The organism is Aquabacter spiritensis (assembly GCF_004346185.1).
Lineage (GTDB): Bacteria > Pseudomonadota > Alphaproteobacteria > Rhizobiales > Xanthobacteraceae > Aquabacter > Aquabacter spiritensis.
Genome location: NZ_SMAI01000007.1, coordinates 26,036 through 51,168, shown reverse-complemented (window position 1 = coordinate 51,168; position 25,133 = coordinate 26,036). Strand labels below are relative to the sequence as shown.

The following is a 25,133-nucleotide window of genomic DNA, read 5'->3' as shown; positions in this document are numbered from 1 at the left end:
CCGGGCGGTCGCCCAGGGGCAGCCCGCCGGACATATTCGCGTCTCGGACCGCAGTCAGCTCGAACGGTTCCATGCCGGTTGCGCCCCATCCCCTATCGTTCTTGAAGGCGTTCTGAAGTCGAGAGTCAGGCGGGAAAATCGTATGATGATACGACTATCATACAATTTTGTTGACCGTCAATGTCGGGCGCCTTATGAGCATGAGACGCCTTTGGCGGGATATCCGAAAGGGCCTTCATTGCCGTCTCGGCCGCAGATTTGAACCGTCGCGATCAACGGCATCCAGCCTTTTCACCGATGCCCCATCCGCGGCCGCGTCACGGGGGCCTGCAAACGAGTCCGGCGGCTCCGGAGACCGACCCGGCCGCGGCCCCTGGCGCGGGCCGGCCGACCGCTTCCCCGGATGCGCCGGTGCGGCGCTCCTCCCCTCCATCCGACACGAGAGGCTTCCATGGCAACGCGCCCCGAATTTGAGACCGAACTGTTCGAGAAGGGCGTCGCGATGCGGCGCGACGTGCTGGGCGCGGCCCATGTCGACCGCTCGATCGCCGCGGTGGACGATTACAACGTGCCGGTCCAGAAGCTCGTGACCGAATGGTGCTGGGGCGAAGTGTGGAACCGGCCGGGGCTCGAGCGCCGCACCCGCAGCTTTCTCAATCTCGCCATGCTGATCGCCCTGAACCGCCCGCATGAATTCCGCCTGCACGTGCGCGGCGCGCTCAATAACGGCATCACGGCCGAGGAAATCCGCGAGGTCGTCCTGCAGGCGGCCATCTATTGCGGCGTCCCGGCGGCGCTCGACGCCATGCGGAACGTGACGGAGATTTTGAAGGAAGAGGGCGTCATTCCCAAATGAGCCGGCCATGACGCGAATCGGCGCGCATGCTAATGTCGCGGCGGCATGCGGCGGGGTGGTCCGCGCCGTGGAGGTGTCGGTTCGAGCATGGACGACAGGGTCGTGAAGCCTAGCGCAGCGTTCGAGCACGATTTCAAGGTGGCGCGCCTTGCCGCCCCCTTGCGCCACAGCGTGGTCGACAGCATCCGCAACGCCATCGCGGTGGGTCGCTTCAAGGTGGGCGAGCGCCTGCCGGAGCGGGGTCTGTGCGAGATGACCGGGGTCAGCCGCACCTTGGTCCGCGAGGCGCTGCGCCAGCTCGAATCCGAAGGCCTCATCACCGTCGTGCCGCATCGCGGGCCGGTGGTGGCCGGCGTCACCCCCGAGCAGGCGGAGGGCATCTACCAGGTGCGCGCGCAGCTCGAGGGGCTGGCCTGCGAGCTGTTCGTCGCCAAGGCCACGGACGCCATGCGCAAAGCGCTGAAGGATGCCTATAAGCAGCTCAAATCGGCCATGATGTCGAACGATCCCAGCATCCGGGTCAATGCCAAGAACCGCTTCTACCAGTGCCTGATCGAGGGCGCCGGCAACGAGGCCCTCGGGCAGACGCTGCACCTCCTCAACTCCCGCATCACCGTGCTGCGCGCCACCTCGCTTCAGGTGCCGGGGCGGGTCAAGGTGAGCCTGCGCGAGCTGAACGACCTGGTTGAGGCGCTGATGGCGGGGGACGGTCCGGCCGCGCGCGCCGCCGCGGTCCATCACGTCGCCATGGCCGCCGAAGCCGCCATCGACATCCTGCGCCGCGAGCAGGCCGCCGGCGCCTGAAGGGCGTTCCCCGCGGCTCCGGAACGTCCGCGCCGTCCCTGCGAAACCTCCCTCTCGATCCGGATCTGCGCCGCCGGCCCGCGGGCCGCACACGTGCGTCTTGATCTTTTCGTAGGATTGTATGACAGTCATATCGGTGGCGCGCTCCCCGGGGGGCGCCATCGTCGAACGTCCGGTGAAGACACCGACGTCTCTCAAGGGGAGAGCCATGAACGCCAGCACCAAGTTTTTCGGCAAGGCCGCCCGGCTTGCCGCGGTCGCCGCGGCCGTGTCGGCGGCGGCCTTCGCCGCTCCCGCGCACGCGCAGACCTATCCGGACCGTGCGGTCACGATCGTCGTCGGGTCGCCTCCGGGCGGCGGCTCGGACCTTGCGGCGCGCCTCGTGGCGGCCGGCCTGCAGAAGGCCCTGGGCCAGACCTTCGTGGTCGAGAACAAAGGCGGCGCGAGCGGCAACATCGCCAATTACCAGGTCGCCCGCGCCCCGGCCGACGGCTACACTTTGCTGCTGGCCTATTCGGGCTATCAGGTGGTGAACCCCGCGCTCTTCCCCAAGACGCTGCAATGGGATCCGATCAAGAGCTTCGCCCCCGTCGCCATGGTGATGAAGGCGCCGCACATCATCGTGGTGAAGAGCGCACTTCCGGTGAAGACGCTCGCCGAGCTGGTCGCCTATGCCAAGGCCAATCCGGGCAAGCTGAATTACGCCTCCGTCGGCCAGGGCTCGCTGAGCCATATCGGCGGCGAGATGTTCGACGAGAAGACCGGGGTGAAGATGGTCCATGTCCCCTATCGCGGGTCCGGCCCGGCGGTGACGGATCTCGTGGGCGGCAATGTCGACGTCTTCATCAACACCCCCCAGTCGCTGGTGGGCTTCCTCCAGAGCGGCGCGATCCGCGGCCTGGCGGTCACGAGCTCCTCGCGCCTGCCCATGGTGAAGGACCTGCCGACCGTGGGTGAGGCCGGGCTTCCCGGCTTCGACCTCGAGGCCTGGTACGCCCTCTATGCCCCCGCGGGCACGCCCCAGCCGGTCGTCGACAAGCTCGCCGCAGCCGTCAAGACGCTGGTGGAATCGCCGGAATTCAAGGCCACGGCGGAGCAGAACGGCGCTTATGCGGTGTATATGGGCCCGAAGGAGCTGGCCGGCTTCACCGCCGAGGAGCTGAAATTCTGGGCGGATGCGGTCAAGAAGGCCAACATCACGCTGGAATGAGACGCGGCGGCCGCCCTGCGGCGGCCGCGCGCCATCGGAAGATCATCATGGCCGACGCCCCCGCAGCGCCCCGTCCCCGGACTCTCTTCGAGAAGATCTGGGACCGTCACGTCATCCGCCGTTTCGACGACGGTGCGTGCCTCGTCTATATCGACCGTCACTTCGTCTTCGAGGTGACGAGTCCGCAGGCGTTCGAGGCGCTGCGGGAGGCCGGCCGGCCGGTGCGCCGGCCGCAGGCGACCTTCGCGGTCGCCGATCACAACATCCCCACCACACGCGGCCGCAGCGACCTCTCGGGCGAGGAGGACGGGCGCGCCCAGTTGAAGCTGCTGCGCGAGAACACCCGTGCCGCCGGCATCAGCTATTTCGACATGCGCGATCCCCGCCAGGGCATCGTGCATGTCATCGGCCCCGAGCAGGGGCTGACCCAGCCGGGCCTGACCATTGCCTGCGGCGACAGCCACACCCCGACCCACGGCGCCTTCGGGGCCTATGCGGTGGGCGTCGGCACCTCCGAAGTCGAACATATCCTCGCCACCCAGACCCTGCTCCAGCGCGCCCCGCGCACCATGCGGATCTGCGCCGAGGGACGCCTGCCGCTCGGCGTCACGTCCAAGGACCTTATTCTCTCGATCATCGGCAAGATCGGCATGGCCGGGGCGACCGGATGCGCGGTCGAGTTTGCCGGCGCGACCATTCGCGGCCTCTCGATGGAGGGCCGCATGACCGTCGCCAGCATGGCCATCGAGGCGGGCGCGCGCGCCGGCCTGATCGCGCCGGACGCGACCACCGCCGCCTATCTCGCGGGGCGTCCCTTCTCGCCCGCCGGCGCCGACTGGGATCGCGCGCGGGCCTATTGGGACACGCTGTTTTCGGATTCCGACGCGGCCTTCGACGTGGAGGTTGCGGTCCGGGCGGAGGATGTGGAGCCCATGGTCACCTGGGGCACCAGCCCGGACGACGTGGTGGCGGTGACCGGGCGCGTGCCCGACCCCGCCGCCGTCGCCGATCCCGGCAAGGCCGAGGGCATGCGGCGCGCGCTCGATTATATGCGCCTCGCCCCGGGCCAGCGCATGTCGGACATCCGGCTCGACAAGGTGTTCATCGGCTCCTGCACCAACGGGCGCATCGAGGATCTGCGCGGCGTCGCCGAAGTGGTGCGCGGCCGCCGGGTCGCCGCCCATGTCACCGCCCTCGTGGTGCCCGGCTCGATGCAGGTGAAGGCGCAGGCCGAGCAGGAGGGCGTCGCCGATATCCTCACCGCCGCCGGCTTCGAATGGCGCGAGGCCGGATGTTCCATGTGCATCGGCCTCAATGCCGACCGGCTCAATCCCGGCGAGCGCTGCGCCTCGACCTCGAACCGCAATTTCGAGGGCCGCCAGGGGGCGGGCGGGCTGACCCATCTCGTCTCCCCGCCCATGGCCGCCGCCGCCGCGATCAACGGGCACTTCGTCGACGTGCGGAAACTGGCAGGCTGACATGCGCGCCTTCGTCAATGTCCGCGGCACCGCCGCCCCGATCCCGCTCGACAACGTCAATACCGACGTCATCGCGCCCAAGGAGCTGATGCGCGCGGTCACCCGCAAGGGGCTCGGCTGGGGCCTGTTCCGGCCCTATCGATTCGCGGCGGACGGCACGCCGAAGCCCGATTTCGTGCTGAACCGGGCGCCGTGGAACGCCGCGCGTATCCTGGCGGCGTACGAGAATTTCGGCTGCGGCTCCTCGCGCGAGCACGCCGCCTGGGCGCTTGCGGACTTCGGCATCCAGAGCGTGATCGCGGTGTCCTTCGCCGAGATCTTCGCCAACAATTGCATCAAGAACCGCATCCTGCCGGTGGCGCTGGAGCGGGATGCCGTCGCGCAGGTCATGGCGTGCGCCGAGGCGGGGCTGGAGGTCGAGGTCGACCTGCCGAGCCAGAGCGTGCGGCTGCCGGACGGCCGGTCCTTCGGCTTCGCCATCAGCGAGCGGGTGAAGCACCGCCTGCTCAACGGCATCGACGACATCGCCGACACCATGGCCTATGAGGACGACATCCTCGCCTTCGAGGCGCAGCACCTCTCAGGGCTCCCCTGGCTGCGCGGGACCGGATGAACGGGCGCCGAGGCGCCAGGGAGACAAGCCAATGGATCTGGGACTTTCTGGCAAGGCGGCCGTGATCACCGGCGGCAGCCGCGGGCTCGGCGCGGCGATCGCCGGCGTGCTGGCGCGCGAGGGCATGAACCTCGTGCTCATGGCGCGCGACGGCGCCGCCCTCGCCACCACCGCCGCGACGCTGGCGCAGGCGCACGGGGTCGCCGTCACGCCGGTCAGCGCCGACCTCAGCGCGGCCGACGCGGTCGCCCGCGCCGCCGATGCCGCCGTCTCCGCGCTGGGCGGGGTGGACGTGCTGGTGAACAGCGCCGGAGCGACCAAGCGCGGCAATTTCTTTTCGCTGACCGAGGCGGATTGGGAGAGCGGATACGACCTGAAATTCTTCTCGGCCGTGCGCATGAGCCGGGCGTTGTGGCCGAGCCTGAAGGCGCGCCAGGGCGCCATCGTCAACATTGTCGGCATTGGCGGGCGCATGCCGGCGGCCGATTTCACCATCGGCGGCTCGGTGAACGCGGCGCTGCTGAACTTCACCAAGGCGCTCGCCGAGGTCGGCACGCAGGACGGCGTGCGGGTCAACGCGGTCAATCCCGGCTTCTTCCGCACCGACCGGCTCGCCCATTCGCTGCGCTCGCTGCGCGAACAGACCGGCTGCTCGGCCGAAGAGGCCGAAGCGACGCTGCTGGCGCGGCTCGGCGTGCGGCGGTTCGGCGAGGCGCGCGAGGTCGGCGACCTCATCGCCTTCATGATCTCGCGCCATGCCGATTATCTCAACGGCGCGGCCATCGAATTGGACGGCGGCACCCGGCGCGGCATCTGACGGCGCCATGCCTCTCGGGGGAGGGGATGACGTCGGGACGGACGGGGCCGTGACGGCCCCGTCCCTGCATTCACTCGACGACGACGTTCGCTTCCTTGGCGATGGCCGACCATTTGGCGACGTCGTCCCTGATGAAGGCGCCGAACTGGGCCGGCGTGTCGCCCACGGCTTCGGTGGCCTGCGCCGCCAGAAGCGCCTTGGTCTCCGGCTCGGCGAGCACCTTCGCGATGGCCGCGTTGAGCTTGTCGACGATGGCGGGCGGGGTTCCGGCGGGGGCCAGAATGCCGTGCCAGCCGACCGCGTCGAAGCCGGGATAGCCGCTCTCGGCGATGGTGGGCACGTCGGGCGCGACTGCCATGCGGTCCTTGCCGGTCACCGCGAGGGCGCGCAGCTTGCCGGCCCGCACGTTCGGCAGAGCGGAGAAGGGGTCGCTGAACACCATGTCGAGCTGCCCGCCCATCAGATCCGCCACCGCGGGCGCGGTGCCGCGATAGGGCACGTGCAGCATCTTGATGCCGGCGGCCATTTCGAACATCAGCGCGACGAGATGGTTGGCGCCGCCGATGCCATAGCTGCCATAGGTGACGCCGCCCGGCTTGGCCTTCGCCATCGCCACCAGATCCTGCACCGTCTTGGCTTTGAAGTCGGTGTTGACGACCAGGATGTAGGGATAGTTGGTGAGCCGCGAAACCGGGGCGAAGTCCTTGACGGGATTGTACTTCAGATCCTTGTAGACGGCCGGATTGATGGAGATCGGACCGGACTGGCCGAGCAGCAGCGTGTAGCCGTCCGGCTCCGCCTTGGCGACGGCCAGCGTGCCGATGATGGCCGCCGCACCGGTGCGGTTCTCCACCACGACGGGCTGTCCGAGCGGCTCGGCGATTCGCTGCGCGACGATGCGCGCCACCGCATCCGCGCCGCCGCCCGGCGCGAACGGCACGACCAGCTTGATCGGCCGCGTCGGATAGTCCTGCGCCGTCGCCGCGCCGCCCAGCAGCAGCCCCACGGCGGCAAACGCGGCCGCAATCCCAGTCCGAATCCGCATGTCGTTCTCTCCCGTTCCGTCCCGTGGCCGCACCCGGCGGCCTTATCGATCATATCGTATGTCAATCATACAATATTTCGATTTGCAACGGGCGAGCGTCCGGCGGGGCCTGCGGCGGGGGGTGTCGGAGCGGGACGATCGGCGGGCGGGAGGAGAATCCGAAAGGCGCGCGGCGGGCGTCAGAAACAGTCCTTGAACCGGTCCCAGCCGTCCTCGGCCATGATGGTCTCCACCGCCGCCGTCATGGTCTTGCTGTCGCGATAGCCCTGGGTCCACTTGCCGGAAAGGAGAAAGATCGTCGCCATGGCCGCAAGGCAGCCGCCTTTGGCGGAGGCGACCATTTCCCGGCAGGTCTTCTCCTTCGGCCGGGTTTCTCTGAACAGCTTGGATTTGATCTTTTTCCCCGCCGAATGGATCGCCTTGAACAGGCCGGAGACGCCGACCGTGCCGACCGCCACGGCGACGAGGCCGACATTCCGCTCCTTCTTGTCGATGATGTACTGGATGTTGGCGGCGCACAGGGCGCAGGTGCAGGAATAGCGGGTCGGGCCCTTCCTCGCGCTGCGGGCATCGTCCCGCAAGGCATAGAGATCGAACACTTTGCTCGCCTGCACCGCGACCGTCGCCATGCCGATCCAGGCGGTGAGCGCGGCGCCCAGAGGGCCGATCGCCGGGAGGACATGGCCGACCATGTTCACGCTCGGGCCATAGGTCAGGCCGCTATGGACGATATGGCTCGCGGCGCCGCTCGCCCCCTTGCTCAGGCCGATTTCGACGCCCTTCTTGGCCCAATGCGTGCCTTTGTCCGCGGCCTTATCCGCGAACGAGCGGACCGTCGGGGGCGGCGGCGTGTAGCCGGGCCGCGCCATGTCCCGGAGCTGCGCCTCCAGGCCCTGCCGGCTTCGGTGGTTCTCGAATGCGATGAGGCGGGCGAGTTCGGCCAGCATGTCGGGGGAGGGCAGGCCCATCGATGTTTCCTCGTCCGCGGAATTTATGGGTTTTCGTCGGGCGCGGGCGCGCGTTCCCGGAAAAATTTATTTTGCAGGTCTGAGGAAGATTCGCCGAATTCAATATTCAGGATGAAAAGATCCGAATTCGACGATGCTGTTACATTTATGTCATTTCGGGAGACGTGGCAAGCGCATCAAAAGACGCGAGACGTGCCGGATGGAAACTTGCGGTGCGCCGGGATGCAGGGCGCCGTCCTCCCGCTCGGCGCGCGTCTCGACCCTGCCGCGGCGACCGGACGGGGGGCTTTCGCCGACGCCGTCCGCGCTTTATGCATCGGCGCATGTCGCGCGCCCTCGCCCCGATCCTCGACCATGTCCGAGCCGAGCCCTCGCGCACCTGGTCGATCATCGTCACGATCTATGGCGATGCGATCGTGCCGCGCGGCGGCAGCGTGTGGCTCGGCACGCTCGCCGCCATCTTCCAGAGGATCGGGCTCTCCGACGGGGTGGTGCGCACCGCGATGTCGCGGCTCGCCTCGGACGGCTGGCTGGAGCGCACCAAAGCCGGCCGGAACGCCTATTACCGGCTGGCGGGGAAAGGGGAGGAGACCTTCCGCCGCGCGACCGCGCAGATCTACAGCCGCACGGCGCCGCCCTTCGCCGGGCATTTCGAGATGATCCTGGCCGAGCCGGCCGCCCGGCCCGCCCTGGAGGCGGCCGGCTTCGGCAGCCCGGCGCCGGGCGTGTGGGTGGCGCCGGGCGGGACCGTGCCGCCGGACGGGCTGGAGGGCGCGGTGCGCCTTTCGGCGGGGGGCGATGCCGCGGCGAACAGGGCGCTCGCCGCCCGCGCCTGGCCGCTGGATGCCACCGGGGCGGCCTATGCGCGCTTCCTCGACGCCTTCGCACCGCTGCGCGCGGCGCTCGATGCGGGGCAGACCCTCGCGGATCTCGATTGCCTCGTCGCCCGGGTCCTGATGATCCATGAATACCGCCGCATCGTGCTGCGCGACCCGGTCCTGCCGGCCGAAATCCTGCCGCAGGATTGGCCCGGCACGGCGGCGCGGGCGCTCTGCGCGCAGGTCTATGGCGCGCTCCTCCCCGGCTCGGAGCGCTGGCTCGACCAACATGCGGTCGACGCCGACGGCGCCCCGCTGCCGCCCGGCCCGGAGGTCTGGCGCCGTTTTGCCGCCTGAGGCGGCGCGTTCAAAGTTTGATACCGGTCTAACCTTTCGGATTGCTACAACCATCGCTACCGGGGCGCGGGCGGCGGACGCAGCCCCGTACGCAATGAAGGACCGGGGAGGACATCATGGCCGTCATCACCTACATCACCACCGTCCAGTTCGATTTCGGCGCGGTGGCGCTGCTGGCGCAGGAATGCGCCCGGATCGGCATCCGGCGCCCGCTCCTCGTCACCGATGCGGGCGTGCGCGCGGCGGGCCTCGTCGACCGGGTGCTGGCCGGGCTCGCGGCGCCGCACGAGGTCCCGGTGTTCGACGGCACGCCCGCCAACCCGACCGAGGCGGCGGTGCGCGCGGGGCTCCAGATCTATCGCGACGGCGGCTGCGACGGCATCGTCGCGCTCGGCGGCGGATCCCCGATCGATCTCGCCAAGGGCGTGGCGTTGCTCGCGGCCCATGACGGCCCGCTGCAGGATTATGCCGCCATCGCCGGCGGGGTCGCGCGGATCACGCCGGCGGTGGCGCCGGTGATCGCCATCCCCACCACCGCCGGGACCGGCAGCGAGGTGGGGCGGGGCGCTATTCTCATCGTCGAGGACGGCCGCAAGCTCGGATTTCTCTCGCCGTATCTGGTGCCGAAGCTGGCCATCTGCGATCCCGAGTTGACGCTTGGTCTGCCGCCGTATCTGACGGCGGCGACCGGGATGGATGCGATCTCCCATTGCATCGAAACCTTCCTCGCCAGCGCCTTCAACCCGCCGGCGGACGGCATCGCGCTCGATGGCCTGTGGCGCGGCTGGGCGCACATCGAGCAAGCGGTGCGCGACGGCGGCGACCGGGAGGCGCGCAAGCACATGATGGCGGCCTCGATGCAGGGCGCGATGGCGTTCCAGAAGGGCCTCGGCTGCGTTCACAGCCTCAGCCATGCCATCGGCGGGCTCGACCCGCGCACCCATCACGGCTCGCTCAATGCCGTGCTGCTGCCGACGGTCCTCGCCTTCAACGCGGACGCGCCCAATGTGCGGGCCGAGGGCCGCATGGCCCGCCTCGCCCAGGCGATGGGCCTTGCCGATCCGGCGGCGCTGCCGGACGCGGTGCGCGCGCTCAACGCCCGCCTCGGCCTGCCCTCCGGCCTGCGCGCCATGGGCGTTTCCGAGAGCCTGTTCCCGCAGATCATCGCGCGGGCGCTGCAGGACCACACCCACCTGACCAATCCCCGATTGGCCAGCGCCGACGATTACGACGCGATGCTGCGGGCCTCGCTTTAGCGCCGGACCCGATCAGGTCGAAACGACCCGATCGGAAGGTGCGCGCGCGGCGCTCAGGCTGGGAAGGCGGCCACTCCGGCGCCGAGGAACGGCGCCGGTCCCGGTTGGTCGCCCGGGGTCTCGCCGGCGCCCGGATCCCTGATGAAGGCCTCGGCGAGCATCTGGGCGGCGGGGGACAGGGTGCGGTCCCGCCGCATCACGAGATGGTACGGATCGCTGCGCGAGCGCAAGTGCAGCGGCAGGACGCTGACCATCTGAAAGCGCTGGAAGAAGGCCGCGACGTCGCTCGCCATCAGGGCGACCATGGCCGGGTTGCGGTGGATCAGGGACAGGGTCGCGAAGGCGGAGGTGGTCTCCACCAGGCCGGTGGGAAATTCCAGGCCCAGTTCGTGGAACTCGCGTTCCAGATAGCGCCGCATCGGCATGTTGGCGGAGTAAACGATCCAGGGGCAATGCGCCAGCTCGGTCAAACCGAGCCCGTTCATCGTCGCCAGCGGATTGGCGATATTGGCGACCACCGCGAGCTGTTCCTCGCGCACCTTGATGCTCTCATAGGCCTCGCGGTGGTGGCTGATGCCGGGCCGGCAGACCGCGAGGTCGAGGCGCCCGTCGTCCAGAAGCTGGAGCAGCCGGGCGCTGGTGTCCTCGACGATCTGGACCGAGAGGGCGGGCTGCTTGGCCATGAGCTTGGTGATCATTTCGCTGGCGGCGGGCACCGCGCCCATGATCATGCCGATCGAGACTCGCCCGCCATACCCCTCCATTATGCCGGCCATCTCCTCCCGCAAATGCGCGAGGTCGGTATAGATCAGCCGGGCATAGCGGATGACGCAATCGCCGAGTTCGTTGGGATTGAGGCCGCGATTGGTGCGCACGAACAGGGTTTCGCCCAAGGCCTCCTCGATCTCCTGGAGCGCCTTGGTGGCGCCCGGCTGGCTCAATGCCACCTGCTTGGCCGCCCGTAGGATCGAGCCCTCGTCGTCGATCGCGACCAGAAGGCGGATGTGCTTGAGGCGCAGGCGGGACGCGATAAAGCTCAAGGAGGGGAGCATCTGATATAGCCTTTCCTGATATCGCTATCAGCAGCCGTTATTTTGCAGAGCGTAGCTTTTTCCATAATGTGCGTCATCGACGAGCGAAAACTCAAGTCGATAAATCCATTTCGCCAATCCAGCGACTTCCGGAAATATTCGACAAATAAGATTGCGTGATACATAAATAAGATCGCGTAACTCGATCCTTCTCCGCGCAGAATTTGGCCAGGGACGCGCAGATCGAGACAAAACAAAAGATAAAAATAAAAGATAAAAATAATTTAGGGAAGACGCATGTCAAGGCTAGGCTTTGCAGTGTCCAGGATCCTGGAAGTCCTGATCGTCGCCGGAATGGCGGCGATGAGCGCCATGGTGTTCCTCAACGTGGTGCTGCGCTATGCGTTCAGTTCCGGGATTCCCTTCTCGGTCGAGATCTCCCGGCTGATCTTCGTCTGGCTGATCTTCCTCGGGACGATCCTTGCTCTCAAGGATGGCGCGCATCTGTGCGTTGATACGCTGGTCCGCCGCCTGCCTCGTGTGCCGAAATTCCTGTGTTATTGGGCGAGCCATCTTTTGATGCTGTGGTGTTGCTGGCTGCTCTGGGAAGGCAGCTGGATCCAGACCGCGATCAATTGGAGCAATGCCGCCCCGATCTCCGGCATTTCCGTGGGCGTCATGTATGCCGCCGGCCTCGTCGCGGCGGCCGCCATGGGCGTTACCCTCATCGGCAATCTCTGGCGCTCCTTCGCCGACTTCGCCGGTGGCCGCGGCTCCCCCGCCGACGCGGCCGATGAGGAAGGGGAACGGCCATGACCGTCCTCGTCTTCATCGGCTCCCTGATCGGCGCCATGAGCATCGGCATGCCCATCGCCTTCGCGCTCTTGGTCTGCGCGATGGCGATCATGCTCCAGATGGACAATCTGAATGCGCAGATCCTGGCGCAGAAGCTGATCGACGGCGCCGACAGCTATCCCCTGATGGCCATTCCGTTCTTCCTCCTCGCGGGGGAGTTGATGAATGCCGGCGGCCTGTCCCGCCGCATCGTCAATGCCGCCATGTGCCTGTTCGGGCATATGCGGGGCGGCCTCGGTTATGTCGTGATCGGCACCGGCGTCGCGCTCGCGAGCCTGTCGGGTTCCGCCATCGCCGACACCGCGACCCTCGCGGTCATGCTGACCCCGCTGATGCGGCAGGCCGGCTATCGGGTCGACCGATCGTGCGGCCTGATGGCGGCGACCGGCATCATCGCGCCGATCATTCCGCCTTCCGTGGGCTTTATTCTGCTCGGCGTCACCGCCAATCTCTCCATCACCAAACTGTTCCTCGCGGGCATCTTTCCCGGGCTGATGATGGGCCTCGCCCTGACCATCGCCTGGTGGTGGCTGTGCAGCCGCGACGACCTCGTGCCGATGCCGAAGAAGAGCCGGGCGGAGACCTGGCGGGTGCTGCGCGGCGCCGGCTGGGCGCTGGTTCTCCCGGCGATCATCGTCGGCGGGCTCAAGTTCGGCGCCTTTACGCCGACCGAAGCCGGCGTCGTGGCCGCCGCTTATGCGCTGGTGATCAGCGTCGCGGTCTATCGGGAATTGTCGCTCGCCGGCCTCTATGCCGCTCTGCTCGGCGCCGGAAAGATGACCGCGGTGATCATGATCCTGGTCGCCGCCTCCATGGTCTCGGCCTGGCTCATCACCGTCGCCAATGTGCCGATGCAGGTCGCCGCCCTGATGCAGGGGCTGATCCAGACGCCGATGCTGCTGATGCTGGTCATCGTCGCCGTCATCTTCGTGGTGGGGATGGTGCTCGACTTCACCCCCTCGATCCTGATCCTCGTTCCGGTTCTCATGCCGGTCATCACCCTCGCCGGCATCGACCCGATCTATTTCGGGGTGATCTTCATCATGGCGGCTGCGATCGGGATGATCACGCCGCCGGTGGGGGCGGTGCTGAACACCGTTTGCGGGGTGAGCCGGATCTCCATGGAGCAGGCGGTGCGGGGCGTGCTGCCGTTTCTCTTCGCCGAGATCTGCGTCCTGCTGCTGCTGGTCCTGTTCCCGGCCTTGGTCAAAGTCCCGGCCGCCTGGTTCCACTAAAAAAACGGGAGGAAAAACATGCGTATTCTGACAGCTGCCGCCGCGCTCGCCATCGCGGTCTGCGCAACCTTCGACATTGCCGCGGCCGACACCAAGCTCGGCTATGTGCCGGCCGAGGGGCATCCCGTCGGCCAGGGCGTCAACCGCTTCATCGCTTTGGTGAAAGAGAAGAGCGGCGGGCGCATCGCCATCACGCCCTATTCCGACGGCAAGCTCGGCAACGAACCGCAGATGCAATCCTCCATCCAGGGCGGCTTCCTGGAGATCATGGTCGGCCCGACCTCCAATCTGGTCGGCGCGGTCAAGGAATTCGGCATTTACGACCTGCCGTTCTTCTTCGGTAACTTCAAGGAAGTCGACGCGGTCTTGGACGGGCGCGTCGGCACCGCCCTGTTCGAGCGCCTGAAGCCGCTCAACGTGATCGGCCTCGCTTATTGGGACAACGGCTTCCGCCACATGACCAACAGCAAACGCAAGATCGAGAAGGTCCAGGACATTGCCGGCCTCAAGATCCGGGTCATCCCCAACCCGCTGTTCATCGACACCTTCTCCGCGCTCGGAACGAACCCGGTGCCGCTGCCCTATCCGGAACTCTTCAACGCGCTGGAGAACCGCACCGTCGACGCGCAGGAGACACCGGTCGGCCTGATTTATGCCAGCAAATTCTATGAAGTGCAGAAGTATCTGACCTTGACTGGCCACGTTTATACCCCCTTCGTCCTGCTCGCCAGCCGGAAATGGTTCGACAGCCTGCCCGAGGCGGACAAGAAGATCGTGATGGAGGCGGCCCGGGAATCGGCGGTCTATCAGCGCGCACTGTCGCGCGACGCGGCCGACACCATCGCCAACGTGCTCCTGGTCAAAGCCGGCATGGACGTGGCCAAGCTGCCGCCCGAAGAGCAGGCCAAGCTGCGCGAGAAGGTCCAGCCGGTCGTGGAGAAATACACCAAGATCCTCGGCGAAGACCTGGTGAAACAGGCCCGCGAGGACATGGCGAAGGCCAACTAGATCCCGACCGCCCGGCGCCGGCTCCACCGGCGCCCGAACGTCCGTGTCCGGCCGGGATCCCCGGCCGGACACCCCTTTGCGCGCCGAGGGCGGACGTCCCTCGGATGGCGGGCCGGGCGTGCAGTCCGAATGGTTCTACACGGGCGACGGCGCCGTCGTGGTGCGGCCCTGGGCGGATTATCCGGTGCCGGCCTTCGCCGACGATGCGGGCGAGGAGCCGGAGGTCGCCGGGGCTCGACCGGTCGGCCCGGACGGCATGACCTCGCGCCTCGGCTTCGCGATCGGCAATGAGGCGACCGATCACGTGATGGAGAAGAAGGCCTATTTCTACCTCTCCCATTCCAAGCTGCGCCGCACATATGGGCCGGAACCGGTGCTCGGACGGTTGGCGGCGCGTGTCGAGGGCACGACACGGATCCGGCGCGGCGGCGCGGTGATCTGGGAGAAGCCGTTTTTGGGTGTGGAGGAAAGTGCTACGCTAAATCATGCTAATGTCTTTATTATTCTTTGCTGTATAAAATTGAACCTGAATTACCAAAGTTTTTAATAAATACTGCCGCCATTATTCAGGCGTGTCCCGTATAGCATTTCATTTGAATGGCGATCACCCATTCTGCCGAAAGTCTTCAGGGTTTTTGAACGCTACCGTCTTATAAATGACTTACTTTAAGTCGCCGACAGGAAGGTCTTCCGGCATCCGGCCGAAGCACATCATGCGTTTGGCCAGCCTTTGCATCAGCTCTAACTTGAGCTTGACCAGCTCCGGATCGTCAAAGCGATTGGTAGTTTCGAAAGGGTCGGCCTGCAAGTCATATAGCTCGCCGCGATCTTCAGCATAGAGACAGATCTTCCATTCGCGTGTCCGCAACATCGAGCCGGGTCCGAAGGGTGTCGGAGCCATGGCCCCTTTAATGCGCAGACCCGGAATGGGATCGGCGGGTTGCCGCACGAGCATGCCTGCGTCGGCATAAACCTCAGTGCGTGGCGCGCCTCCGGCGGCAGCCGAGCGTGCATGGGAGCCTGCAGGCTGAGGCAGCCCACATAGATCGAGCACCGTTGCCATACCATCCATCAGCTCGGTCATTTCCTGATGGACGCCTCGTGGGACGCGACCCGTCGGATCCCAAAGCACCAAAGGAACACGAATTAAGCACTCAAAAAAGGCAGGAATTTTGTGTGTAACTCCGAAGTCTCCCATGAATTCTCCATGGTCGCTCCAAAATAAAATAATTGTATTATCTAATACATTTAGATCTCTTAGAATATCTATTATTCGACCGACTTGATCGTCGACGTAGCGAATTTGACCACAATAAATTGCCATTGCCCTTTTGAGGGAGTCAATTGGCATATTTATCTCGTTGCTATGAATCCTCCAGTGGGTCAGGCGCCGAATTTCGCCGACGGCAGGTCCGCGCCTAAAATTTTCGGAAAGTTCAAACTGGTCTGGATTAAAAATAGATGAATAAGGTTCTGGACAAGTAAAGAATGGATGGGGATCTTGATAGTTAAATGTAACAAAAAATGGTCGATCTGAATTGGCGTGCTTCTTGATAAAATTAATTCCGGCATCTGTCAGCCTCTTCGTTATGTTCCATTCTGAGGCTGGGTCAAGGCTCGCGCTGTCCCAAGCGTTGATGTATAAAGGGTGCTTGCTCATAATTCCAAGGCAAATATCCTCACCCTCATCATATAGTCGACCGATTACATCGCCTTTGAAGCAATGGTCTTTCCCCCAAAGGCCGCGTACATAACCGGCATTTCCAAGTATACTTAGAGCGTTCGGGAGGGCAGGGTCATAAGTCCCGCCATATTGTCTGATCCCGTGCTCCAGCGGATATTTCCCTGTGAGGAAGCTTGTTCTGCTCGGACCGCACATGGGGGACGCAGAGAATGCCCGCTCAAAACGCGTTCCGATCGCTGCAAGTCGATCGATGTTTTTCGTCTCTATAAAGGGGTGACCATAGCAAGACGCGTAGTCCCAGCGCATCTGGTCCGGATTTATGATTACGATGTTTGGGCGCACGGCATCAAGACTCCATTATATATTTTAAATTATTTAAATTAATTAAAATTCAAATTTAAATCTTTTTATTTCTTCATTAAATTTATTGTAGACTAATTCTATTACTTCATTTGATTTGTAGTAAAATCTATAATCTTCATGATTTGATTTGTTGTGAACGGGTAGGGTGTGGGATTTAATTCCAATTTTACTGCATAAGTCAAAAAAGTTCTCGCTGAGTTTCTCAAATCTCAAAATATAATCTATATTATCAAACGGGTCCTCATCTTGGCCGGTTAGGCGTAGGTAATCTGATTGGGGGCGGACGGATCGTTCAATGAAATCTGAAAATGCGGTCAGAGACCATTCAACTCGACCACGGTGGGGCGAAAAGAAAAATGAAACACAACGGTCCCACGGATTTCGAACGCACGCAAACTTGAATAACCTAGAGAAGCTGTCGTGTGAAATTTGTCTTCGATAATCTTCTAATGTAGAATGTTTATGAATATCTAATTTACTTGAGCGTATTTCAAAACGATCAATCCCATCGTGATGCGGTCCTGTTAGTGCCATGCAATCATCGCTGAGTGGGAGCAGCACCCGCTGAATCGAGTTCCCTCCTGTCTTCGGAATATGAATAAATAAAAAATTGTGCTTTGTGGAAAGCATATCGATGCCTTTTCATCGCGTAGGTCCACGCATAGCAGATTAGCTGTGCATCTTATTGCACCGCCATCATCACGTGTCTTCACCCAACCGCATATCAAACTAAAGTGAGCACCCATCGGCATCACAGGTAAAAGCCTCCTCAGTTTATATGATTCGCCACCGTCGGAGTATCTGGTGCCTTCCACCCTCCCCCTCACCCCACCCCAAACAGCAGGACCGAGCGGCCGGTGACGTCGTACGTGGTGCCGGGGGCGAAGGGCACCGTCTCGTTGTCGGTGAGGTTGGTGTCGAGCAGGCGGTGCCAGTCGCCGCCGCCCGGGCTTTCGGGGAGCTGGAAGGTGACGAGGTCGTCATGGCCGTTGATCACCAGGAGGACCACGTCGCGCGCGGCGTCGGCGCCGAGCTCGGGGCTCGCGGCGACGTTGAGCAGCATGCCGAAGCATTTCGCGCCTTCGTCCCATTCGGATTGGGCCATTTCGCCGCCGCCGGCGCTGACCCAGACCAGATCGCGCCGCCCGGTCTCGTCCGGCGCCCCGGTCAGGAAGCGGCGGTGGCGCAGCGCGGGATGGGCGGCGCGCAGCGCGGTCAGGGTTCTCACGAAGGCGATCAGCCGGTCGCCCTTCTCCGCGATCGCCCAATTCAGCCAGCTGATCTCGCTGTCCTGGCAATAGGCATTGTTGTTGCCCTGCTGGGTGCGGGCGAATTCGTCGCCGGCCAGCAGCATCGGCGTGCCCTGGGAGAGCAGCAGGGTTGCGAGGAAATTGCGGATCTGCCGCTCCCGCAGCCGGTTGATCTCGGGATCCTCGGTCGGCCCCTCGGCGCCGCAATTCCACGAGCGGTCGTGGTCGGAGCCGTCCCGGTTGTCTTCGCCGTTGGCCGTATTGTGCTTCTCGTTGTAGCTGACCAGGTCGTTGAGGGTGAAGCCGTCATGGGCGGTGACGAAATTCACGCTCGACCAGGGGCGCCGGCCCTGGTGGTTGAAGATGTCGCCAGAGCCGGACAGGCGCGGCGCCAGGGTCTGTGCCGAACCCTCGCCGCGCCAGAAGTCGCGCGCGGTGTCGCGGAACGTGTCGTTCCATTCCGACCAGCCGGGCGGAAACCCGCCCACCTGATAGCCGCCCGGGCCGCAATCCCACGGCTCGGTCACGAGCTTCACCGTCCCGAGCACCGGGTCCTGGCTGCACGCCTTCAGAAAGCCGCTCTGATTGTCGAAGCCGTTCGGCTCGCGGGCGAGGATGGTGCCGAGATCGAAGCGGAAACCGTCGACATGGGTCTCCTCGACCCAATAGCGCAGGCTGTCGGTGACCATCTGCAGCACGCGGGGATGCGAGACGTTCAGCGTGTTTCCGGTGCCGGTGTCGTTGATGTAGAAGCGCGGCTCGTCGGGCAGCAGCCGGTAATAGCTCGCATTGTCGATGCCCTTGAACGACAAGGTCGGGCCGTTCTCGTTGCCTTCGGCGGTGTGGTTGTAGACCACGTCCAGAATGACCTCCAAGCCCTCGGCATGGAAGGCCGCGACCATTTCCTTGAATTCGCGCAGCGTCTGTTCGCGCTCGAAGGCGTAGCGCGGATCGGGGGCGAAGAAGCCGATGGAATTGTAGCCCCAATAGTTCCGCAGGCCCTTGGCCAGAAGATAATCGTCGTGGGGGAAGGTGTGCAGCGGCAGGAATTCCACCGACGTCACGCCGAGCGCCTTGATATAGCCGACGACGTCCGGATGGCTCATGCCGGCATAGGTGCCGCGCAGCTTTTCGGGCACGGCCGGATGCAGCTTGGTGAAGCCCTTGAGATGGGTTTCGTAAAAAATGGTGCGGTCCCACGGCGTGAAAATCCGGCCCGGCTCGCCCTTCCAGTCGAAGCCGGGATCCACCACGACCGATTTGGGCACGAAGGGCGCGCTGTCGCGGGTGTCGAAGGAGAGGTCGCCGTCGGGGTGGCCCTGGATGTAGCCGAAGACCGCCGGATCCCAGACGATCTCGCCGGTATGGCCGCGCGCATAGGGGTCGAGCAGCAGCTTGTTGGGATTGAAGCGGTGGCCGGCATCCGGGGCATAGGGGCCGTGGACGCGGAACCCATAGACCTGGCCCGGCCCGACGTCCGGCACGAAGCCGTGGAAGATCTGGTCGGTATATTCCGGCAGCGCGATGCGCGCGGTCTCCCGCTCGCCTGCGGCATCGAACAGGCACAGTTCGACCGCCGTCGCATGGGCCGAGAACAGGGCGAAATTCACCCCTTCGCCGGTCCAGGTCGCGCCGCGTGGAAACGGCAGACCGGAGCGGACGCCGCTGGTGACGGGTTTATGAAGCACGGGACCACCAACATTCGAAGGGCCGGCACAAGGCGGGATCGTGGCAGCAACGGCGGCGGGCGGCCTTGGTTTCACGCAAGCCGAAGATTTCCCCGGGCGGGGCCTGCGCCGGTGCGGCACCGCGCGCGTCCCGCCTCGCTCACGGCAGCGTGGGTGGGAAGAGCCGTTCCAGGATCACCTTGGGCAGGATCAGGCCGAGCGCCATGGCGACCAGCACCGCCACCGCCGTCGTCGCATCCTCGATCGCCGCGATCAGCAGCGCCGGCTGCGCGGCGGGGGCCGCCGCGCCCATGCCGATGAGCGCGTCGGACATCCGGAACAGGAAGGATCCCGGCATCAGCGAGACCACCGAGGCGAAGGCGACGGCGGCGAACGGCAGGCGCATGCGGTTGGCGAGCGGGGTGACCACCGCGCCCACCAGGAAGCAGGTGGCGAAGGTCGCGGCGGTGAGGCCGGCGCCGACCGCCAAAGTCGCCCAATGCACCGCGTGGCCCGCCATGCCGACCGCCATGGGGAAGGGCAGCATGCGCCAGGGCATGGAGAAATAGGTGCCGAAGGCGGCCACCGCGATCCCCGCCGCGATCACGTCGATCGCCAGAGGAACGGCTGCGCCGCCGCTGAGCGGCAGGCTGGCCGCGCCGAGCGAGAGGCCGGCGAGAAGGCCGATGCAGATCATCAGGATCAGCAGCGCGGCATAGCCGAGCCGCGCACCGCCGAGCGGCAGACGCATGCGCGCGAGGTCGAGCGCGCTGTTGAGCAGATGCGGCCCCGGCACCAGGATCATGCAGGGGCACAAGGCGATCACGAACACCACCGAGGCCGGAAAGATGTGCGAGGCGGCGGCCGCGACCAGGCCGGCGAGGAAGGAGGCCGCGAGCGGCTGGGGCAGGGGATTGGGCGCGACATGCGACAGCCAGCGCCGCACGCAGGCGCCCCCCGCCGCGCTCGCGAAGATGAGCAGCAGGGTCACCGGGTCGACCGCGCCGAAGATCACCGCGAGCGCCGCCGCGCCCGCCCCCGCGAAGGCGGCGAAGCGCAGCAGCGAGATCGGCTTCAGATGGTCGATCGCGTCGAGCGCCGCGCGCGCCTGCGCCGGCGCGAGCGTGCCGAGGCACACCTTGTCCATCACGTCGAGGGTCTCGGTGACCTTGTGCATTTCGACGCCGGCCGGGGTGACGGCGATCACCTCCAGCCGCGCCGGCAGCGAGGGCCCCGAAACGCGCAGGTCGAGTTCGCCCCAGCGCGCGGCGATCTCCACCGTGAGCCCGAGGCAAGCGCCCAAATGGACCACGCTGTCGATGCAGCGCCGCGTCGTCTGGCCGTTGGCGAACAGCAGGCGCGCGCTGATGCGGACCAGCGCGAGCGCCTCCTCCGGGGCAATGGGGGCGGGGGTCGCCACGGTGGCGTGCCGTCGGGGCTGGGGCCGCAGCGCCGCCTCAGACCGCCGGATAGACCGGCAGATAAGCGAGCGCCTCGATATGGGCGGCGATGTCGTCGGGACGGGGGACGCGGGCGAGGCCGTTGTCGAAGATCCGTTCCGCGACCCGCGCCGCGACGTGCAGCGAGGCGGTGCGGATGTCGTGCTGGGGCGGGTAGATCAGGCCGCGGTCGAGATCCTCCTGCGTCACCTGCTCGGCCACCGCCTGGGCGGCGACGATGAACATGTCCTCGGTGACGCGGGTGGCTTCGGTCGCCAGCACCGCCATGCCCATGGCCGGGAAGATGTAGACATTGTTGCCCTGGCCGGGGACGAAGGTCTTGTCGCCCAGCGTGACCGGGGGAAAGGGGCTGCCGCTGGCGAAGATGGCGCGGCCGCCGGACCATTTATAGGCCTCCTCGGCGGTGCATTCCGAGCGCGAGGTCGGGTTGGAATAGGGGAAGATGATCGGCCGGTCGTTGATCTCGGCCATCGCCTCGATCACCGCCTGGTTGAACAGTTTGGGCACGGTGCTGACGCCGACGATGCCGGTCGGCTTGATCTGCTTGATCGCGTCCACGAAGGAGGTGAGCGGGGCGTGGTCGTGGGCGAAGGGGGCCTGGAACCCGGCGATGTCGGTGCGCGACTTCACCATCAGGCCGTTGACGTCGAACAGCCAGTTGCGCGCCCGCGCCTCCTCGATCGTGGCGCCTTCGAGCACCATGGCCTGGCTGATCAGTTCGGCGATGCCGGTCGCGGCCGAGCCGCCGCCGAGGAACAGGAAGGTCTGGTCGGTGAGCTTCTGCCCCGAGATCCGCAGCGCGCCGTAGATGCCGGCGACCGCCACCGCCGCGGTGCCCTGGATGTCGTCATTATAAGTGCAGGTCTGGTCGCGGTAGCGCGCGAGGATCGGCACGGCGTTGATATTGGCGAAGTCCTCCCATTGCAGGCAGCATTTGGGATAGAGCTCCATGATCGCCGAGACGAATTCCTCGATGAAGGCGTCGTAGTCCGCGCCGCGCACGCGGTGCTGGCGCAGGCCGAGATAGAGCGGATCTTCCAGCAAAGTCGCGGTGTTGGTGCCGACATCGAGCGTGATCGGCAGCGTGAGTTCCGGCGGCACGCCGGCGCAGACGGTGTAGAGCGCGAGCTTGCCGACCGGAATGCCCATGCCGTTCACGCCGAGATCGCCGAGGCCGAGGATGCGCTCGCCATCGGTGACGACGATGAAGCGCACATCCTTCTGCGGCCAATTGGCGAGCAATTCCTTCAGCCGGCCCTTGGCGGTGATCGGCAGATACATGCCGCGCGCGGCGCGCAGCACATGGTCGAACTTCTGGCAGGCCTCGCCGACCGTCGGGGTATAGACCAGCGGCATGAAGACCGCCGGATCGGACATCAGCACGGCGTAGAACAGGGTCTCGTTGCGCGCCTGCAGATCGCTCAGCAGGAGATATTTCTGCAGATCGTTGTCGAGCGTGCCGAGCTGGACATGGACCCGGGCGACCTGGGTTTCCAGCGTATCGGCGACCGGAGGCAGGAAGCCCTCGATGCCGAGCCGGGCGCGGTCGGCGGCGGCGAAGGCGCTGCCGCGGTTGAAGGCGGGATCGTGCAGCAGAGCGGGGCCGGCAAGGGTCGCGGACATGGCGTCGAACTCCGAAAGAGGCGGCCCGCGCGGCGGGGCGGGCGGAAAGGCGGGCGGGCGGAAAGCGGCGGGGCGGAAGGCGGGTGTCGCGCCGCCCCTCAGCCCTCGGACTTGGCGACGTAGGGCTTCACCATCTTGGCGGGGTCGACGACGCGCATGAACTCCTCCTCGGTGACGAAGGCGAGTTCGAGCGCGGCCTCCTTCAAGGTGAGGTCGTGGTCCATGGCATGATGGGCGATCTTGGAGGCCTTGTCGTAGCCGATGACCGGGGCGAGGGCGGTGACCAGCATCAGCGAGCGGTCGACATAATCCTGGATCTTCTTCAGGTTCGGCCGCGTGCCCTCGACCAGGAATTTGCGGAAATTGGTGCAGCCGTCGGTGGCGATCGCCATCGAATGGCAGATGTTGAAGATGATCAGCGGCTTGTAGACGTTCATCTCGAGATAGCCGCTGGCGCCGCCGAAGCCGACCGCGACGTCGTTGCCCATCATCTGGACCGCGATCATGGTCAGCGCCTCGGCCTGGGTCGGGTTGACCTTGCCGGGCATGATGGAGGAACCGGGCTCGTTCTCCGGGATGATCAGCTCGGCAAAGCCGGCGCGCGGGCCGCACGACATCAGGCGGATGTCGTTGCCGATCTTGTAGAGCGAGGCCGCGAGCGTGCGCAGGGTGCCGGAGAAATGCACCAGCGCGTCGTGCGCGCCCTGGACGGTGAACTTGTTCGGCGCGGTGATGTAGGGCAGGCCGGTGAGATCGGCGATCTCGGCCGCCACCGCCTCGGCGAAGCCGGGGGCGGCATTGATGCCGGTGCCGACCGCGGTGCCGCCGAGGGCGAGCTGGTAGACGCCCTTCAGCGCGTCGTCGAGCCGGGCGAGGTCGTCGGTCAGCATGCCGGCATAGCCGGACCATTCCTGGCCGAGGGTGAGCGGCGTCGCATCCTGCATGTGGGTGCGGCCGATCTTGACGATGTCGGCCCAGTCCTTCGCCTTGGCGTCGATGGCGTCGCGCAGCGCCGCGACGGCCGGGATCAGCCGTTCCGTCGCGTTCACGCCGACCGCGATATGCATCGCCGAGGGGAAGCTGTCGTTCGAGGATTGCGACATGTTGACGTGATCGTTGGGATGCACCGGCGCCTTGGAGCCGAGCGCGGTGCCGGCCAACTGGCAGCAGCGGTTCGAGATCACCTCGTTGACGTTCATGTTGAACTGGGTGCCGCTGCCGGTCATCCAGACGTGCAGCGGGAACATGTCGTGGTGCTGGCCGGCGAGGATTTCGTCGCAGGTCTCGGTGATCAGGCCGAATTGTTCGTCCGGCAGCCGGCCGCCTTTGTGATTGGCCGCGGCGGCGCCCTTCTTGAGGGTGGCATAAGCGGTGATCATCTCGCGGGGAATCAGATCCTTGCCGATCGAGAAATGCTCCAGCGACCGCTGGGTCTGCGCGCCCCACAGCTTGTCGGCCGGAACCTGGACTTCGCCCAGGCTGTCGGATTCGGTACGGATCTCGCTCACGGTGCCCCCCAGTTCGGTTCTGTCGCCTGTCCCCTAAGCCCCGGATGCAACTCCTTCACGACGCCGGAGGCAAGGGGGAAAGCGGGGGATCGGAGGGATTGGCGAATGGGGGGAGGGGGATGTGGGGGAGGGGGTGAGGGAAAGAATGCGGTCTGAATGCGAGGCTTAGGCGGACGGGCTGAGACGGCGGCGGCCGTCTCAGCCCCCCGCCCGCCTCAATAGCGGTCGGGCACGTAGAGTTCCGGCGGCAGGGTGCGGCGTTCGTAATTGGGGTCGAAGACGCGCTCCGGCAGGGTGATCTCCTCGTGCGGGACCTCCTCATAGGGGACGACCGAGAGCAGATGCGCGATGCAATTGAGGCGCGCCCGCTTCTTGTCGTTGCCCTCGACGATGTGCCACGGCGCCTCGGGGATGTTCGTGCGCGCGAACATGTCTTCCTTGGCCTTGGTATAGAGTTCCCAGCGGACCCGCGACTGAAGGTCCATGGGCGAGAGCTTCCACTGCTTGATCGGGTCGTGGATGCGCATCAGGAAGCGCAGCTGCTGCTCCTCGTCGGTGATCGAGAACCAGTATTTCACCAGGATGATGCCGGAGCGCACGAGCATGCGCTCGAATTCCGGCACGTCGCGGAAGAAGTCCTCGACCTGGGCTTCCGAGGCGAAGCCCATCACGCGCTCGACGCCGGCGCGGTTGTACCAGCTGCGGTCGAACAGCACGATCTCGCCCGCCGCCGGCAGATGCGGCACGTAGCGCTGGAAATACCACTGGGTCTTCTCGCGGTCGGACGGCGCGGGGAGCGCCACCACCCGGCAGGTGCGCGGGTTGACGCGCTGGGTGATGCGCTTGATCGCGCCGCCTTTGCCGGCGCTGTCGCGGCCCTCGCACAGGACCACCAGCTTCAGCCCCTTGTGGCGCACCCAATCCTGCAACTTCACGAGCTCGCCCTGGAGGCGCAGCAGCTCGTTGAAATAGAGCGTGCGGTCGATGCTGCTCTTTTTGCGGTTCTCGAGCAGGGCGCGTAGCTCGGGCGGGACGCGGGTGTCGTCGACCGCCTGTTCGAGCTCCTCGTCCATATCGTCTTCCAGCTCGACCTCGAGCCAGTTGCGCTCAGCCGTTTCGTTCGTGTGATCGTCCATCTTTCCAACCCTCCTGCCCATCCGGACTTACGCGCAACCTGATGCGATTTGGTGACAATGGCGCCGATGGGCGGGGGAAGAGCGCCCCGCC

Annotated in this window: 22 protein-coding genes; 12 read left to right on the top strand and 10 right to left on the bottom strand. The window is 65.5% G+C overall.

Annotated features, from left to right (window positions below):
• The first annotated feature begins 451 nt into the window (after positions 1 to 451).
• From EDC64_RS12325 to EDC64_RS12300, 6 genes are all read left to right on the top strand, one after another.
• Positions 452 to 856 carry a carboxymuconolactone decarboxylase family protein gene (locus EDC64_RS12325; protein WP_132031717.1) on the top strand — a complete coding sequence of 135 codons (405 nt, stop codon included), beginning with the start codon at positions 452 to 454 and terminating at the stop codon, positions 854 to 856.
• A gap of 87 nt (positions 857 to 943) precedes the next feature.
• Positions 944 to 1,660 (top strand): GntR family transcriptional regulator, encoded by a 717-nt coding sequence (locus EDC64_RS12320; RefSeq protein WP_132031715.1) that lies wholly within the window; start codon positions 944 to 946, stop codon positions 1,658 to 1,660.
• A gap of 208 nt (positions 1,661 to 1,868) precedes the next feature.
• Positions 1,869 to 2,870, top strand: a complete 1,002-nt coding sequence (locus EDC64_RS12315; protein WP_132031713.1) for a Bug family tripartite tricarboxylate transporter substrate binding protein — start codon at positions 1,869 to 1,871, stop codon at positions 2,868 to 2,870.
• 47 nt (positions 2,871 to 2,917) lie between these two features.
• Positions 2,918 to 4,348 (top strand): 3-isopropylmalate dehydratase large subunit, encoded by a 1,431-nt coding sequence (gene leuC / locus EDC64_RS12310; RefSeq protein WP_132031711.1) that lies wholly within the window; start codon positions 2,918 to 2,920, stop codon positions 4,346 to 4,348.
• Between the two features lies 1 nt (position 4,349).
• Entirely contained in the window at positions 4,350 to 4,961 is a 612-nt protein-coding gene (gene leuD / locus EDC64_RS12305) for a 3-isopropylmalate dehydratase small subunit (protein ID WP_132031709.1), read from the top strand.
• Positions 4,962 to 4,992: 31 nt separating this feature from the next.
• Positions 4,993 to 5,778 (top strand): SDR family oxidoreductase, encoded by a 786-nt coding sequence (locus tag EDC64_RS12300; RefSeq protein WP_132031707.1) that lies wholly within the window; start codon positions 4,993 to 4,995, stop codon positions 5,776 to 5,778.
• 70 nt (positions 5,779 to 5,848) lie between these two features.
• On the opposite strand, the gene EDC64_RS12295 is transcribed toward EDC64_RS12300, so the two are convergent.
• Positions 5,849 to 6,823, bottom strand: a complete 975-nt coding sequence (locus tag EDC64_RS12295; RefSeq protein ID WP_132031705.1) for a Bug family tripartite tricarboxylate transporter substrate binding protein — start codon at positions 6,821 to 6,823, stop codon at positions 5,849 to 5,851.
• A 179-nt stretch (positions 6,824 to 7,002) separates the two neighbouring features.
• Positions 7,003 to 7,791 (bottom strand): hypothetical protein, encoded by a 789-nt coding sequence (locus tag EDC64_RS12290; protein ID WP_132031703.1) that lies wholly within the window; start codon positions 7,789 to 7,791, stop codon positions 7,003 to 7,005.
• Between the two features lie 323 nt (positions 7,792 to 8,114).
• On the opposite strand from EDC64_RS12290, the gene paaX reads away from it, so the two are divergent.
• Together paaX and EDC64_RS12280 are read left to right on the top strand one after the other, a co-directional pair.
• On the top strand, positions 8,115 to 8,966 hold the full coding sequence (gene paaX, locus EDC64_RS12285) for a phenylacetic acid degradation operon negative regulatory protein PaaX (protein WP_132031701.1): 852 nt from the start codon (positions 8,115 to 8,117) through the stop codon (positions 8,964 to 8,966).
• A gap of 116 nt (positions 8,967 to 9,082) precedes the next feature.
• Positions 9,083 to 10,222, top strand: coding sequence for an iron-containing alcohol dehydrogenase (locus tag EDC64_RS12280; RefSeq protein WP_132031699.1), 1,140 nt, complete (start codon positions 9,083 to 9,085; stop codon positions 10,220 to 10,222).
• A 53-nt stretch (positions 10,223 to 10,275) separates the two neighbouring features.
• Here the strand turns inward: EDC64_RS12280 and EDC64_RS12275 are convergent, their stop codons facing one another.
• A complete protein-coding gene (locus EDC64_RS12275) occupies positions 10,276 to 11,274 on the bottom strand; it encodes a LysR family transcriptional regulator (protein ID WP_132031697.1) in 999 nt (332 codons plus the stop codon).
• A 297-nt stretch (positions 11,275 to 11,571) separates the two neighbouring features.
• Here EDC64_RS12275 and EDC64_RS12270 point away from each other — a divergent pair, with 297 nt between their 5' ends.
• The 4 genes from EDC64_RS12270 to EDC64_RS12255 all read left to right on the top strand — a co-directional run bounded on the left by EDC64_RS12270 (position 11,572) and on the right by EDC64_RS12255 (position 14,898).
• Positions 11,572 to 12,069 carry a TRAP transporter small permease gene (locus EDC64_RS12270; RefSeq protein WP_165933739.1) on the top strand — a complete coding sequence of 166 codons (498 nt, stop codon included), beginning with the start codon at positions 11,572 to 11,574 and terminating at the stop codon, positions 12,067 to 12,069.
• Positions 12,066 to 13,343 carry a TRAP transporter large permease gene (locus EDC64_RS12265; protein ID WP_132031693.1) on the top strand — a complete coding sequence of 426 codons (1,278 nt, stop codon included), beginning with the start codon at positions 12,066 to 12,068 and terminating at the stop codon, positions 13,341 to 13,343. Before EDC64_RS12270 ends, EDC64_RS12265 begins: the two co-directional genes overlap by 4 nt.
• 18 nt (positions 13,344 to 13,361) lie before the next feature.
• Entirely contained in the window at positions 13,362 to 14,351 is a 990-nt protein-coding gene (locus tag EDC64_RS12260) for a TRAP transporter substrate-binding protein (RefSeq protein ID WP_132031691.1), read from the top strand.
• A gap of 76 nt (positions 14,352 to 14,427) precedes the next feature.
• Complete coding sequence (locus EDC64_RS12255; protein ID WP_132031689.1) at positions 14,428 to 14,898, top strand: hypothetical protein; 471 nt, start codon at positions 14,428 to 14,430, stop codon at positions 14,896 to 14,898.
• Between the two features lie 114 nt (positions 14,899 to 15,012).
• On the opposite strand, the gene EDC64_RS12250 is transcribed toward EDC64_RS12255, so the two are convergent.
• The 7 genes from EDC64_RS12250 to ppk2 all read right to left on the bottom strand — a co-directional run bounded on the left by EDC64_RS12250 (position 15,013) and on the right by ppk2 (position 25,042).
• Complete coding sequence (locus tag EDC64_RS12250) at positions 15,013 to 16,377, bottom strand: sulfatase family protein (RefSeq protein WP_274594949.1); 1,365 nt, start codon at positions 16,375 to 16,377, stop codon at positions 15,013 to 15,015.
• 42 nt (positions 16,378 to 16,419) lie between these two features.
• Complete coding sequence (locus EDC64_RS24105) at positions 16,420 to 17,028, bottom strand: sulfotransferase family 2 domain-containing protein (RefSeq protein ID WP_132031685.1); 609 nt, start codon at positions 17,026 to 17,028, stop codon at positions 16,420 to 16,422.
• A gap of 193 nt (positions 17,029 to 17,221) precedes the next feature.
• A complete protein-coding gene (gene glgX, locus EDC64_RS12240) occupies positions 17,222 to 19,336 on the bottom strand; it encodes a glycogen debranching protein GlgX (RefSeq protein ID WP_132031683.1) in 2,115 nt (704 codons plus the stop codon).
• Positions 19,337 to 19,475: 139 nt separating this feature from the next.
• The gene (locus EDC64_RS12235; protein WP_245504671.1) at positions 19,476 to 20,735 is read right to left on the bottom strand and encodes a threonine/serine exporter family protein; all 1,260 of its coding nucleotides are present in this window, start codon (positions 20,733 to 20,735) and stop codon (positions 19,476 to 19,478) included.
• A gap of 37 nt (positions 20,736 to 20,772) precedes the next feature.
• The gene (locus EDC64_RS12230; RefSeq protein WP_132031681.1) at positions 20,773 to 22,398 is read right to left on the bottom strand and encodes an NAD-dependent malic enzyme; all 1,626 of its coding nucleotides are present in this window, start codon (positions 22,396 to 22,398) and stop codon (positions 20,773 to 20,775) included.
• 98 nt (positions 22,399 to 22,496) lie between these two features.
• The gene (fumC, locus tag EDC64_RS12225; protein WP_132031679.1) at positions 22,497 to 23,906 is read right to left on the bottom strand and encodes a class II fumarate hydratase; all 1,410 of its coding nucleotides are present in this window, start codon (positions 23,904 to 23,906) and stop codon (positions 22,497 to 22,499) included.
• Positions 23,907 to 24,121: 215 nt separating this feature from the next.
• Positions 24,122 to 25,042 (bottom strand): polyphosphate kinase 2, encoded by a 921-nt coding sequence (gene ppk2, locus EDC64_RS12220; RefSeq protein ID WP_132031678.1) that lies wholly within the window; start codon positions 25,040 to 25,042, stop codon positions 24,122 to 24,124.
• Between the last annotated feature and the right edge of the window lie 91 nt (positions 25,043 to 25,133).

Bases quoted from the DNA above. Each gene is read 5' to 3' on its own strand.
- EDC64_RS12325 (WP_132031717.1), top strand. From the start codon at position 452: ATGGCAACGCGCCCCGAATTTGAGACCGAACTGTTCGAGAAGGGCGTC.
- EDC64_RS12320 (WP_132031715.1), top strand. From the start codon at position 944: ATGGACGACAGGGTCGTGAAGCCTAGCGCAGCGTTCGAGCACGATTTC.
- EDC64_RS12315 (WP_132031713.1), top strand. From the start codon at position 1,869: ATGAACGCCAGCACCAAGTTTTTCGGCAAGGCCGCCCGGCTTGCCGCG.
- leuC (WP_132031711.1), top strand. From the start codon at position 2,918: ATGGCCGACGCCCCCGCAGCGCCCCGTCCCCGGACTCTCTTCGAGAAG.
- leuD (WP_132031709.1), top strand. From the start codon at position 4,350: ATGCGCGCCTTCGTCAATGTCCGCGGCACCGCCGCCCCGATCCCGCTC.
- EDC64_RS12300 (WP_132031707.1), top strand. From the start codon at position 4,993: ATGGATCTGGGACTTTCTGGCAAGGCGGCCGTGATCACCGGCGGCAGC.
- EDC64_RS12295 (WP_132031705.1), bottom strand. From the start codon at position 6,823: ATGCGGATTCGGACTGGGATTGCGGCCGCGTTTGCCGCCGTGGGGCTG.
- EDC64_RS12290 (WP_132031703.1), bottom strand. From the start codon at position 7,791: ATGGGCCTGCCCTCCCCCGACATGCTGGCCGAACTCGCCCGCCTCATC.
- paaX (WP_132031701.1), top strand. From the start codon at position 8,115: ATGTCGCGCGCCCTCGCCCCGATCCTCGACCATGTCCGAGCCGAGCCC.
- EDC64_RS12280 (WP_132031699.1), top strand. From the start codon at position 9,083: ATGGCCGTCATCACCTACATCACCACCGTCCAGTTCGATTTCGGCGCG.
- EDC64_RS12275 (WP_132031697.1), bottom strand. From the start codon at position 11,274: ATGCTCCCCTCCTTGAGCTTTATCGCGTCCCGCCTGCGCCTCAAGCAC.
- EDC64_RS12265 (WP_132031693.1), top strand. From the start codon at position 12,066: ATGACCGTCCTCGTCTTCATCGGCTCCCTGATCGGCGCCATGAGCATC.
- EDC64_RS12260 (WP_132031691.1), top strand. From the start codon at position 13,362: ATGCGTATTCTGACAGCTGCCGCCGCGCTCGCCATCGCGGTCTGCGCA.
- EDC64_RS24105 (WP_132031685.1), bottom strand. From the start codon at position 17,028: ATGCTTTCCACAAAGCACAATTTTTTATTTATTCATATTCCGAAGACA.
- EDC64_RS12230 (WP_132031681.1), bottom strand. From the start codon at position 22,398: ATGTCCGCGACCCTTGCCGGCCCCGCTCTGCTGCACGATCCCGCCTTC.
- ppk2 (WP_132031678.1), bottom strand. From the start codon at position 25,042: ATGGACGATCACACGAACGAAACGGCTGAGCGCAACTGGCTCGAGGTC.